The sequence below is a fragment of the Candidatus Flexicrinis affinis genome, assembly GCA_016716525.1.
GTDB lineage: Bacteria > Chloroflexota > Anaerolineae > Aggregatilineales > Phototrophicaceae > Flexicrinis > Flexicrinis affinis.
Genome location: JADJWE010000001.1, coordinates 1 through 11,992 on the forward strand (window position 1 = coordinate 1; position 11,992 = coordinate 11,992).

The 11,992-nt window shown below is 61.3% G+C and carries 10 protein-coding genes; 9 read left to right on the forward strand and 1 reads right to left on the reverse strand.

Translation table 11 applies throughout. The features are described from left to right. Positions 1–180: 180 nt before the first annotated feature. The 8 genes from IPM16_00005 to IPM16_00040 all read left to right on the forward strand — a co-directional run bounded on the left by IPM16_00005 (position 181) and on the right by IPM16_00040 (position 8,958). Positions 181–819 (forward strand): response regulator transcription factor, encoded by a 639-nt coding sequence (locus IPM16_00005; GenBank protein ID MBK9121488.1) that lies wholly within the window; start codon positions 181–183, stop codon positions 817–819. 354 nt (positions 820–1,173) lie between these two features. Beyond that, a complete protein-coding gene (locus IPM16_00010; protein MBK9121489.1) occupies positions 1,174–1,938 on the forward strand; it encodes a hypothetical protein in 765 nt (254 codons plus the stop codon). Positions 1,939–1,985: 47 nt separating this feature from the next. Beyond that, positions 1,986–2,873, forward strand: coding sequence for an RES domain-containing protein (locus IPM16_00015; GenBank protein MBK9121490.1), 888 nt, complete (start codon positions 1,986–1,988; stop codon positions 2,871–2,873). A 131-nt stretch (positions 2,874–3,004) separates the two neighbouring features. Then, positions 3,005–3,217 carry a hypothetical protein gene (locus tag IPM16_00020; GenBank protein ID MBK9121491.1) on the forward strand — a complete coding sequence of 71 codons (213 nt, stop codon included), beginning with the start codon at positions 3,005–3,007 and terminating at the stop codon, positions 3,215–3,217. A gap of 109 nt (positions 3,218–3,326) precedes the next feature. Further along, positions 3,327–4,541, forward strand: a complete 1,215-nt coding sequence (locus tag IPM16_00025; protein MBK9121492.1) for a hypothetical protein — start codon at positions 3,327–3,329, stop codon at positions 4,539–4,541. A 12-nt stretch (positions 4,542–4,553) separates the two neighbouring features. Beyond that, positions 4,554–5,219, forward strand: coding sequence for a hypothetical protein (locus tag IPM16_00030; protein MBK9121493.1), 666 nt, complete (start codon positions 4,554–4,556; stop codon positions 5,217–5,219). An 11-nt stretch (positions 5,220–5,230) separates the two neighbouring features. Beyond that, on the forward strand, positions 5,231–7,600 hold the full coding sequence (locus tag IPM16_00035) for a hypothetical protein (protein MBK9121494.1): 2,370 nt from the start codon (positions 5,231–5,233) through the stop codon (positions 7,598–7,600). Further along, a complete protein-coding gene (locus IPM16_00040; GenBank protein MBK9121495.1) occupies positions 7,600–8,958 on the forward strand; it encodes a hypothetical protein in 1,359 nt (452 codons plus the stop codon). The genes IPM16_00035 and IPM16_00040 overlap by 1 nt, the downstream gene beginning before the upstream one ends. 85 nt (positions 8,959–9,043) lie before the next feature. On the opposite strand, the gene IPM16_00045 is transcribed toward IPM16_00040, so the two are convergent. Beyond that, a complete protein-coding gene (locus IPM16_00045) occupies positions 9,044–11,440 on the reverse strand; it encodes a tetratricopeptide repeat protein (protein MBK9121496.1) in 2,397 nt (798 codons plus the stop codon). A gap of 296 nt (positions 11,441–11,736) precedes the next feature. On the opposite strand from IPM16_00045, the gene IPM16_00050 reads away from it, so the two are divergent. Next, positions 11,737–11,976, forward strand: a complete 240-nt coding sequence (locus IPM16_00050) for a hypothetical protein (protein MBK9121497.1) — start codon at positions 11,737–11,739, stop codon at positions 11,974–11,976. Positions 11,977–11,992 lie beyond the last annotated feature (16 nt).

The following is an 11,992-nucleotide window of genomic DNA, read 5'->3' on the forward strand; positions in this document are numbered from 1 at the left end:
CTGCTCCTGAATAGCCTCAGGGTATTTGCCATATTCGTCGGTGCTCATCACGCTTAGTCTATAGTCTCGTGATTTTCATATCGATGCAAATCTTTGTGCCCGGAATGTCACAGCGTGACATCGCGCGCGGAATGACCTGCGATATGCTGAGAGGACAGCCTATCAGTCGAGGGTAGAACGATGTCAGCGCGAATCCTGGTCGCAGACAGTAACAGCCTGAGCGTCATCGGCGCGGAAACCGTTCTCCTGCGGCGAGCGCAAACAACCCTCAGCAGGGCCGAAAACGGCAGCGATCTGATCGCGAAAGCCAAAACAGTACAGCCCAACGTCATCCTCTTGGGGGATCGCTTTGACCCGCTCATCGACACGCTGGCGCTGGTCGAGCAGCTGCGAACCACTGTGCCGCGTACGCACATCATCGTCATGGGAACACTGAGCGACGGATTGTTGATCCGCGACCTGCTCGCGGCCGGGGCGAAAGGCTACCTGATGGTCGGCGACGATCTGAATGCTTGTCTGCCCATGGCCGTCGATATGGCACTGCGTGGGTGGCCATACCTCTCGCCGACCGCGAACGCCGAGTACCTGATCGCGATGCAGTCCCCGCTGCGCGACTGGAAGCTCGACGCGGAAGCCCGCGCTGTGCTGCGACTGCTCGCACAAGGTTTGCATGTCAGCGATATCGCCCGTCAAATGGACGTACCGCTGCGGCGCATCTATTGGGTGCGCCAGAAGCTGCGCCGGCGCTTCGGAGTCCAGACTAACGAGCACCTGATCAGCATGGCCATTCAAGAAGGCTTCGCGTTTCCGTCCAACTGACAGCGTCACGTCACGTTGGCAAAATCGCCAAGGGCAGCGAACCGCTGCCAACGCTAATGGTGCTGCCATCGCTGACGCCGACCCCGACAGCTACTCAATCCGCCACGGCAACCCGAACACCGACGCCGTCAGCGACATGGACGACGACCGCCACGCACACCGGTATGGCGGCGCCAACCCTGCGCGAATGCGTGATTTGTGTCGAACAAGAAGTATCCAAATCTGTGGAGGCACGACCGTCTAAGCATATAATGGTGATTAGGCCACTACATAGCTATAGATACCGCAATAGTTGCGCATTTGCACAGGTTAAGCACCGCAACACTCCTGTTAAACACACGGGCGCACGGGACCATGAACTGGGCGATTGAAATACAGCACACAACGCTTTCGCAAGGAAACCTTGCCGACTTGCTCGCGGACCTGGAGTTCACGCTCGTCGCTGGCGTAGAGTTCACTGCCTTCACGTCACCAGAGATTGATCGCTGCAATACACCTGCGGAGGCTTTCGACATCGCAAAACGGCTGAGAACAGCGTTCACTGGTCCTGCCCAGATTGATCCAGAATTTGCCTTAGGATCAGTCATCGACTACTCAACTACTCCGCCCAAACGCCATGCGTTCATTGAAGCCCAGTCTGCCACAATCAAAGCTTCCATCGGAGTGGCAACCCTTACGGTCTCGCCGCCGGCCGGACTATCGGATGAGGCCCTCGCAGAATGGGAAAAGGACCGTACCGAGCAGGAATACCAAAGTCGGCTGGAAGACCAGCGAGCCAAGCTAGTGCCAGCGTATTACAGCGAAAGGGCTGCGAAGGTGCTCGAGCTCTTATCGAAGGAGAAGCCTAGCGGTGAGACGCTTTACAAGATTTACGAGCTCACCGAAGAACTTCCGGCCAATCGCAATGCCTTCCACACGCAGTTTGGCGTTTCTAATGATGACTTTAATAGATTCAAGGATGCCGTGCATAATGCGAGCGTCAGCGGAGATTGGGCTCGGCATGCGACCAACGAGCCTCCGAAGACAACCAATCCAATGTCGCGAGACGAGGCAGAGAGTTTCGTACGCAACATTGCCTCGAGATGGCTGCAGTCTGTGCGGGCGAACAAGAGCCCATGAACTATGCGCTTAGTGGGGTGAGCGCGTGAATTGGAGCATTGGCCTACATGACAACTGTAGATGATGTAGGGGCGGCACTGAAAGGGCTTGCAGTCGCATCGCGCACGCTTCCTGCCAGCGAGACAAAGAGCCGACTACTACGATTACTCGACGGTTACTTCCAAGCCAGTGTTGCACTGGCCGGTCCACCCATGATGGGCGACGGTGGGGTAGCCACAGTTTTCCGTGGGCGCATAGACAAGCCATTCACGATTTCCGAAATAAGCTATCCACCGCAAGCCAAGGTTGTAGCGTTAGCAGGCAGGTGCAATAGGCAGGGTGAGCCTGTCTTCTACGGATCGTTCACTCAATCGGCAATTCCATATGAACTTCGAGCCACTGATGGACAGCGGCTATATATTTCGAGATGGACCACACGTCCTCGGCAATGGCTTTTCGTCAACTACTGCGGTCTCACAACATCTGCCTTTGAGCGTCTTGGAGCGAACAGAGAACCACCATTTTGGGCTACCCCCCAAGTAGTTCAAGAGCTTACCGCTCGCAACATGCATATCAATAGCTTATTGGCGGAATACTTCGTGTCGCAGGACGAACAAGACTACCCGTTTACAGCAACGGTCTATGACATCTTTATCGAGAAGAACCACGGCGTCATATACCCATCGGTGGCTGCCCGCGGTTTCTTTGACAACATCGCGATATCCCCAAAGTTTGTTGATAGGGGATTACGTCTCCAGCGAGTGGACGAGGTCACTTTTAGGTTTGAATCAGACAGTGTTGTGTTCGAATGCCTAGATTCTGCCGTTCCGAACGATCTAGGGCAACTCACATGGGGACGAGGCCCTGATATAGTCGGCTTTCTCTCTGATCCTCCCTTATGCGGCATGTTGATCAATCCAGGTCAGTGGTGGCCAACAATTGGCGTTGACGACTGATTTTGGCTTCAGGGCAGAGAGGCGTTGCGGATATACAATAAGAAGGACGTCCTGACACTCCAGTCACTAAAGCTGAAAAAGGCAGCAATCTGCTCCGCACGTTCGAGATGAGGTGTGCTGACCTCATTCTCTTGCGCGACTGGAAGCTCGACGCGGAAGCCCGCGCTGTGCTGCGACTGCTCGCACAAGGTTTGCATGTCAGCGACATCGCCCGGCAGATGGACGTGCCGCTGCGGCGCATTTATTGGGTGCGCCAGAAGCTGCGCCGGCGCTTCGGCGTTCAGACCAACGAGCACCTGATCAGTATGGCCATTCAGGAAGGCTTCGCGTTCCCGTCCAACTGACGTCGTCACGTCACGTTGGCAAAATCGCCAACGCAAGACTGTAATTCTCGTCAGATTGAGATCGCCGCGGTTGCTACGCTGAGATGCAGGAAGCTCGGCGGAGGCGAACATGCGGCGATTACTGGTGTTGACGGCTGTATGCCTGATGGCATGGGGCGTAGTTGCTTTCTTTGTCGTTGAGCGACATGCCAAAGCCAACGAACCGCTGCCCACGCTGATGGTGCTGCCGTCGCTGACGCCGACCCCGACGCCTACGCAGACCGCCACCGCAACTCGAACACCGATGCCGTCAGCGACATGGACGGCGACCGCGACGCCAACGCAGACCGCGACGTCCACCGCAACGACAACACCGACGCTCTCGACACGTGTGCTGGAAGTCCATGCGGTCATGCCCGGTGTGTTCGTCCCACCGACGGTCACGGGACTTCCAGCGGGGACGATCCTGCTGCCAGCACCGCCGCAGCCATTCGAGCCCCTGCCGGACGCAACCGATCAGGCGCCGCCTTACACCGGATGGATCAGCTACGAGTCGGATCATCCGGCCATACGCTACAGCACGCCGTGGGAACGGCGACAGCAGGCCGGCGCCAGCCGCGGTCAGTATCACCGCGCAGACGAACCGGACAGCGCCGTCAGCCTGGTGTTCGATGGCGAGGGCCTGCGGATCCGTTATGTTGCGGCGCGCAATATGGGCGTGTTCGATGTGATTGTCGACGGAACGGTCATCGATACGGTCGACGCCTATTCGCCCGAGCTCGCGTTTCCCGGCTCACCGGTGTACAGCCTCGGCAGGGGGGCGCACGTTCTAACCCTACGCAGCGCCGGCGAGCGCAATCCGGACAGCGAAGGCTCCGCGGTCGCGCTGGACGCGGTACAGGTGTATCGCGCTGGCCTCAACACGATCATCGGCGCGCCGCCACTGATGCCACCACCGACCGACGAGCCGCGCGACGTTGCGCGCATCGAACTGGTGTCCGCGCCGCCGGTCGTCCTGCCGATCACAACGCCCATGCCGCCTGCGCAGATGATCGTCTCCGTCGTCATCGCCTACGACGAGAACGGCAACCGCGCCGTCGATCCCGCTGAAGGCGTGTCGGGTATCCCTGTGCGCGTGGTCGAAACCGGCACCAATCGGGTGATCGCGCAGGCGTTCACGGATGTCAGCGGCTACGCGCAGATACAACTTGTAGCCGAAACACCGGTACGGGTCGTGGTGCCGTATTTCGGCAAAGTGTGGTCGGTCCCGAACGGCCGGCGTGGCGGAAACCTTCGCTTCACGCATTTGCTCACACCCGGCAACCAGCCGGGGCTGATTCCATAGGCAGGAATGCGAATGTCGCGCATGCTGCGTTTACTGACCGCGGCACTGGCCGTCGTATCTGCGATCTTGGCCTGCGGGACGGCGGTCCTGCAGACGCCGTATTACGTCTGCCCGACTCCCGTGCCGACAGCGGTCATCCCACAGCCGACCCCACTCCCCGGCACGCCGCTGCCGCTGCCAACCCTGCTTCCACTGCCGCCGACGCCCTACGTGATCACACCGCCACAGGACTTCCATGTCGGCGATGCGGTGTTCGTCGGGCAGTCCGGCGCACCGCTGCGGCTGCGCTTCCGTTTGCTCAACGTGGAATCGACGCCTGCCGAGCCGATCAGCGGCGAGCCGCGCAGCCTGTACACGTGGCAGCTTGAGATCGCCAATCTTGGCAGCGTGGTGTACGAAACGGTCCCGGTCGCGCTGATGACGATCACACGGGTCGACACCTTCAGCGGACCGTTGACTGGGACGTGGCCGACCTCACAGGCGGCGATGCAGGCCGCCGGCTACTGGAACGAGGACTACGCCGCACTCCAGCCGGGCAGCTCGCGGATCTACCGGCTGGCCGCGTTCGGGCCTGCCGGGAGTCTGCACCAGCTCACGTACTCGCTGGATGGCGGCGCGAACCGGATCACCTGGATCAATGCCATCAACCCGTTTTGCAGCGGCGATGTCGCCGACTAGAGGGACACACGATGCCTGATTTCGCGCGCATGCTCGACGAGTTGATGTACAGCATCATCGTGCTGATCGCCGGGATTCACTGGAACCTGCAAGAAGCCCTGATTATGGCGGGCTACACGGTGAAACTGGTCAACCAGTGGTTGATTGATCACGTATTTGCGCCGGTCATCGCGCAGACCAACGGAAGCCTCGGCGTGGCGGTCGGCTATGTATTCATCGCCGCGATGCTGGTCCTCGGCATCACCTACATGCTGGCTTCGTTCATCCGGCTGGATGTGGTCAGTCCACGCAGCGCCTTGATCTGGTATGTCGCCGGCGCCTTGTTCTTCAGCATCGGGCCAAGTTTCTATCGGGGCCTCAACGACTTCCGGCTGAACATCGGTCAGGTGATGTACGTGAGCGTGCTCAACGGGATGGGTGCCAACGCCGGCGATTTCTCGTCACTGGCTCAGGTCAACTCCAACGACCTTGGGTTGGGCGTTCTGTGCGATCAGTTCGACGTCTATCTGCCTGGCGCGACCGGGCCGGGACCGATCGATGGGCTGGACATCGCGATGGCGTATCTGCGCGGTCACGCTCAGGACGTCATGGGCTATCCACAGCCGGTCTACTCGCCAGGCTGTGGCATTTACTACCAGAACCCGAATCCGTCGACCTGGGCAGGCGCTGGCGGGACGTCGGTCGTGCCGATGGACTGGAACCTCGACGGTGGCTACTTCGACTACACCATCGCGCCGATTACGTGGGACGGCGTCGACGGTGCAGTACGTGCCACGGCAGTGTCGATGGCGGGATCGTCGCAGCAGCGCGCCTTGAGCGCATGGCCGCTGCTGCTGTTCGCGCTGGTCGAGCAGATCGTGCATCTGCTGATCACGATCGCGATGGGCATCACCTTTGTCTCGTTCGGATTGGCGATCCTGTTCGCTTTCTTCAAACGTACCGAAAGCATCGCCCATAACATGATCAACCAGTGGATCGAGTTGATCGTGCAGACCGCGATCATCGCCTTGATTCAGGCGCTGGTGATCGGCTTCTTCCTCGCCGGCGCGGCGACCGGCAGCGCGACCGGGATCATCGGCATCGGCCTGATCTGCCTGGTGTTCATCGCCATCACGTTGTGGTCAGGCGTCAAAGCCGTCTGGAACAGCTTCAACCGGCTGTTCAACGCCATGGGACAGGCGACCGGCCGGGTGTTCATGACGCCTGGCATGGTCACATCGGCGGCAGTGACGGGCACAGCGAGCGCTGCACTGGGGACGGCATCGGCGGCGGCCAGTGTCGGATCGAACGCACTGGCGGGCATGAGCGCGCTGCACAGCGGGGCGACGGCGGCACAGGCGGCCGGCCTGATGCTCGGCGGAAGCAGCGTCCTGACCGGCGCGGCGCGGACCCTGACGCACCTGCCGGGCTTGCGCAACACGGCGCTCGGCAGCGCGGCGGAGCAGTTCAGCGAAGGCGCAGCCACGCGGCGCGTAGCCGACAACCTGCCGGTCATCGGGCGCATCGCAGGGCCGCTGATCGGCGCACGGCTGCTGAGCGACCGCGATCCGGACCACGCTGTTTATGACGAGCGGGGCCGCATGCTCGCGCGGCCGATGCTGGTGCCGGCGGTCGGCGAAGCGCTGGCAAGCTGGACCGTACCGGGAGGCAGCGGCGCCGCTAAATCGACACAGAGCGATGAGGGTTCCGGTGAACCACCATCGCCGCGCCGCACCGGCATGTTCACGCCTGCCGAGCCGCCGCGTGAGGCGGTCGAGCGCCAGACCTATGCCGATGACATGCGCGGCGAAGAGCTGGAAACGCACCTGACCGAACGCCTCGGCCAGCTGCAAGTCACCGGCAGAGACAACATCGCCAGCGTGATGGGTGACGTGATGCGGCTGTTAGGCGGTCACGGCGCGCTGGGCATCGACACCTTGAGCGTCGGGCTGGCCATCGCGCAGGCGCTTGGCGTGAAGCCGACGGATGACAGGCCGCCGGTGCGCGACGATCTCTCGCGTTTCGGCGTGTTCATCGATCAGGCCGCGCGGCTCGGCCTCTCGCCGCAGCAGACCGAGCGCGTTGCACGGGAGATCAACCAGACGCCGGATCGCCGCTTGACAGACGAGTCGCGGTCGCAGTTGATCCAGCAGATCGTGAGCGCCGGCGCGTCGCGAGACGAGGCCGAGCGTGAGGTGACGCGGCTGGAGGTCACCGCGCGGCTGCTGCCCGACACGCTGACCGCGCACGGGCTGGTCAACGTCCCGCCGCAGACGGTCTCGCCGCGAGTTGACGGGACCGTGACCGCGCCGACACCGGAAGGTGGAACGGCGTACTCAGTGACGACACCTAGCGAGACGGCTGAGGGTGGCAGTGACCGCGCAGTTGGAGGCAACAGCTGATGGAGAAACTGCGCTATCACACCGTGGACGAACTCCAGACGCTGAGCCTGAGCGAATTGCAGGCGCTGTGGGAACTGGTGCCAACCGAGCGCCAGCGCGCGTACAAGACGGCCTACGAGCGCGAGGTTCGCACGGCCGGCGCGGTCGGATCGGACCAGCTTGAGCGCAAAGTAGCCGGGGAACTGCTCCAGCGCTACGCGACGTCGGCGCTGATCCCGATTGGTTCGCGTTGGGCGAGGACACCGGGGCGCGTGCAGGACGCCGCCCGGCAGAACGTCGTGTTGGATGCACCGGAAGACGAGGCGAACGCCGCATCCGGCAAACCGTCACGCGCGGTCGTTCTGGGCATCGGGCTGGCGGCGCTGCTGTTCGTCGTGATGCTGGTCTCGCGGCTCGGCGGTGGATCGCCGTCCGTCGTCGCGGACATGCCGCCGACGGAGACGTTGACGCCGACGCCTGCGATCAGCCCGACGCCGACACCGCTGGCGCTTGAGTCGCAGGACGACGTGATTCAAGGCAGCGACGGCGGCCGCGAAGTCGCCTACCCGGTCAGTTTGCAGGTGATCCTGCCTGACGACTCCGCGCCGCGGTTGTGGGTGGTGCAGCGCCGTCGCGTGCAGGCGTCCGAGTGGCGCTACGACGACAACCCGGATACCGCGTCGTCTGTCAGCGGTATGTCGGTACGGCCCGTGATCGGCATCCCGTGGTCGGACGAGAACGCCGCGTATTTCGATCAGATCGGCGGCGGCACGCGCTTCCAGCTCACGATGAACACCGGCGCGATCTTGACCTTCGAGTTTGATGACAAGCGCGCGGTGCGGCGCAGCGAGACCGACATCTTCCGACAGGTGAGCCCCGGACTGGTGCTGCTGCTGATCGGCGAGACGGACGAGCAAGGACTCCCGACCGCGGCGCGCACGCTGGTCACGGCCCACTATCCACCGGAGCAGGAATTAGGCCGCACAGGCGAGTTAATTGGCGCTGCCGCGCCGTCAATCGTCGCAGACCTGCTACCGATATCGCAGCCGACCGCAACGCCTGCGCCGGATGCGTTCTCCCGGTTGGACGTCCAGATCATCCGCGTGACGACACAGAGCGGGCGGCTTACGACACGGTTTCGCCTGTACAACGGGGGATCGTCGCCGATCCCGATCACGCCGGATGATATCTGGCTGGCGCTCGGCTATGTCGAGAATCCGCCGGGGCCAAGATCGCCGGCGGAGGGGATGGCGTCGTTTACACTGCTGCCCGGTCAAGCGGCGGACGTGGAGTTAGTATGGCTGTGGTCCGGCGAGCCGTATGGGACGCTTCAGATCGGGCGTTATCAGTGGGCGATTCAACTGACGCAGAATAACTGATCGAAAGGCTCACTCAATCATATCTTTCTATAAAGGGCCAACCCGCGGCAGCGCCCCCGTACCGTGTAGTGGGTCAGGCGTACCTCTACAGCCGGTCGAGCAGGTCCTTCTTCTTCGCCTCGAACTCCGCGTCGGAGATAATGCCCAACTGCCGCAAGTCGTCGAGTTTCTTGATCTTCTCGAAGATATCTTCTGACGGAGTCTGCACCTGTGCCGGCGGCGGAGGTTGCGCGGGGGCCGGGGCTGACGGCGATGCGGGCGGCTCAATCTTGGTAATCAATGTGCCAGCGCGTCCACGGTTAAGTAACGTCACGATCGCATCAAAATCTTCTTCTATGAGAGGGCGTAACTCCCAGTTTGGCCCTGAGAGGATCCGCACGTATGACTCCCCCTTGCGCGGGTCAGTAGACGGCTGAATCCCATCGATCGAATCCCACGGTACGCGCCAGTGCTGGTCGGTGTACTCCGGCTTGACCTGATCCATGTCGCGAGTAACGAACCCGGCAAACATCCCAAGTGCGCCACCTGTCGAATATGTAGGGAACTTACGCGTGAGTGTGCCGAAGGTGGTGATATATAGCGCCTGATCGGTCACACAGATGTACCCCGTGCCATGACGTCCTGTCCGCGCGCGGTAAGCTGATCCGTCAGGCCGCCGTCTATCCATTTCATCGCGTGCCCACAAGAAACCGCAGAGATGGCTGTCGACATACTGCTCACCTGATCGGTCAAATTGCGATAGAAGGGACGTATCGAGGTGCCTGCCCGCTGTGTCGCACCACATACGATAACGGGACACGCCAGCGTGTGACACGGAAGCAAGGATTTCGCGATATCCTGCGTCATTTGGATTTAGCCGCACTGCTGCGGCCAAATCCAGGAAAGCCTTATTGAACTGCTTCTTTTCGTCATAAGCACAGCCGCGAAGTAAGTATGCACGCATGTCCTTCGGATTAAGCCTAATCGCAACGGAATGATCCGCAATTGCCCCGTCGTAGTCGCGGAGGTCATAACGTGCGCTTCCGCGGAGATTGTAGGCTGAGGTATCCGTTGGATCAAGGCGGATAGCCTCTGTCAAGTCAGCAATCGCCCCCTTATAGTCTTTCTTGTCGTAACGCATGCTCGCTCGATTGCGGTAAACCCAAGGCACATTGGGGTTCGTTCGTATTACTTCTGTGTAATCGGCGATCGCCCCATCGTAGTCGCCTTTGGCTTTGCGTGCGTTCTCCCGGTTATTGTAGGCCAAGGCAAACTTCGGGTCGAGGCGGATGGCTTCGTTGTAGTCGGCGATCGCCCCGTCGTTGTCGCCTTTGGCTTTGCGCGCAAGCCCCCGATTGTTGTAGGCCGCGGCATACTTCGGGTCGAGGCGGATGGCCTCGTTGTAGTCGGCGATTGCCCCGTCGTAGTCTTTCTTTTCGTAGCGCGCAAGCCCCCGATTGTGGTAGGCCGCGGCATACTTCGGGTCGAGGCGGATGGCCTCGTTGTAGTCGCCGATCGCCCCGTTGTAGTCTTGCTTGGCGTAGCGCGCATTCCCCCGATTGTTGTAGGCCGCGGCATACTTCGGGTCGAGGCGGATGGCCTCGTTGTAGTCGGCGATTGCCCCGTCGAGATCGCCTTTGGCTCTGCGCGCATTCCCCCGATTGTTGTAGGCCAAGGCATACTTCGGGTCGAGCCGGATGGCCTCGTTGTAGTCGGCGATCGCCCCGTCGTAGTCTTTCTTTTCGTAGCGCGCAAGCCCCCGGTTGTTGTAGGCCAAGGCAAACTTCGGGTCGAGGCGGATGGCTTCGTTGTAGTCGGCGATCGCCCCGTCGAGATCGCCTTTGGCTTTGCGCGCATTCCCCCGGTTGTTGTAGGCCAAAGCATCCTTCGGGTCGAGGCGGATGGCCTCGTTGTAGTCGGCGATCGCCCCGTCGAGATCGCCTTTGGCTTTGCGCGCATTTCCCCGGTTGTTGTAGGCCGCGGCATACTTCGGGTCGACGCGGATGGCCTCGTTGTAGTCGGCGATTGCCCCGTCGTAGTCTTGCTTGTCGTCGCGCGCTACCCCCCGGTTGTTGTAGGCCGCGGCATACGCCGGGTCGACGCGGATGGCCTCGTTGTAGTCGGCGATTGCCCCGTCGTAGTCTTGCTTGTCGTCGCGCGCTACCCCCCGGTTGTAGTAGGCCGCGGCAACCGTAGGATCAAGGCGAATGGCCTCGCTGAAGTCAGCGATCGCCCCGTCGTAGTCTTGCTTGTTGGCGCGCGCATGGCCCCGTGCATGGTACGCCATCGCGCATTGGCTGTCTTGCGCTAGCGCCTTCTCGGCTTCGGCCAACGCGCGGTCGGTGTCCTTCGCGCGGGCCAGCGAACGCGCGTACCACGCACGGTACAGCGACATACTTGGCGCAGCGGCGACAAGCTGCTCGAACGTCTTGACGGCGGCTTCGTTCTCGCGCGCCTCAAACTGCTGCTTGCCTTGCGCGAACAGCGCCTCCGGGGTCGTCATGGCGTCCTCCTGCGGGCCGCGTAACATCCACGCGCGGCCCGTCCGTTCATCTGCTATCCATTTAGTATAGAAATGAACCCCCTGCTAAGCAAAAACGAAGCGCCCCTGAAGCACTTCCGCCACTCGCTCCTTGATCTCCAACATTTCGTGATGGCTCAACAGAACACCGCCTACAAGAACATGTGAGACCGCTTGTCACGATTGCCAACCTGAAACTGTAATCCTCGCCACGTCCCACGCGCCCGCTCAGATAGGCTGAGAGACAGCCGTTCAATCATGAGTGGGGAGTGTCTCGCGTGAACCTTTCCGATGCCATTCAACAGTTGTTTGCCGATTTGCAGGACATCGCGCAGCTCATCGCGCCAATCGCCGCCGTCATCGGCTTTCTCGGCCTCGGCCTGATGTACATGGGCTCGAGCTGGCCAATCATCGGGGACTGGAAGCGCGACAACCCGAAGGCGGCCAATCAGGTCGTCATCGGCCTGCTGTTCGTCGTCTTCGCCTCCAGCGTCACCGCGCTCATCACCTTCGCCTAGTCGTCCCCAATCCGAG

Excerpts from the sequence above, each read along its gene's own strand:
- IPM16_00005 (MBK9121488.1), top strand. The coding sequence starts at position 181 with ATGTCAGCGCGAATCCTGGTCGCAGACAGTAACAGCCTGAGCGTCATC.
- IPM16_00010 (MBK9121489.1), top strand. The coding sequence starts at position 1,174 with ATGAACTGGGCGATTGAAATACAGCACACAACGCTTTCGCAAGGAAAC.
- IPM16_00015 (MBK9121490.1), top strand. The coding sequence starts at position 1,986 with ATGACAACTGTAGATGATGTAGGGGCGGCACTGAAAGGGCTTGCAGTC.
- IPM16_00025 (MBK9121492.1), top strand. The coding sequence starts at position 3,327 with ATGCGGCGATTACTGGTGTTGACGGCTGTATGCCTGATGGCATGGGGC.
- IPM16_00030 (MBK9121493.1), top strand. The coding sequence starts at position 4,554 with ATGTCGCGCATGCTGCGTTTACTGACCGCGGCACTGGCCGTCGTATCT.
- IPM16_00035 (MBK9121494.1), top strand. The coding sequence starts at position 5,231 with ATGCCTGATTTCGCGCGCATGCTCGACGAGTTGATGTACAGCATCATC.
- IPM16_00040 (MBK9121495.1), top strand. The coding sequence starts at position 7,600 with ATGGAGAAACTGCGCTATCACACCGTGGACGAACTCCAGACGCTGAGC.
- IPM16_00045 (MBK9121496.1), bottom strand. The coding sequence starts at position 11,440 with ATGACGACCCCGGAGGCGCTGTTCGCGCAAGGCAAGCAGCAGTTTGAG.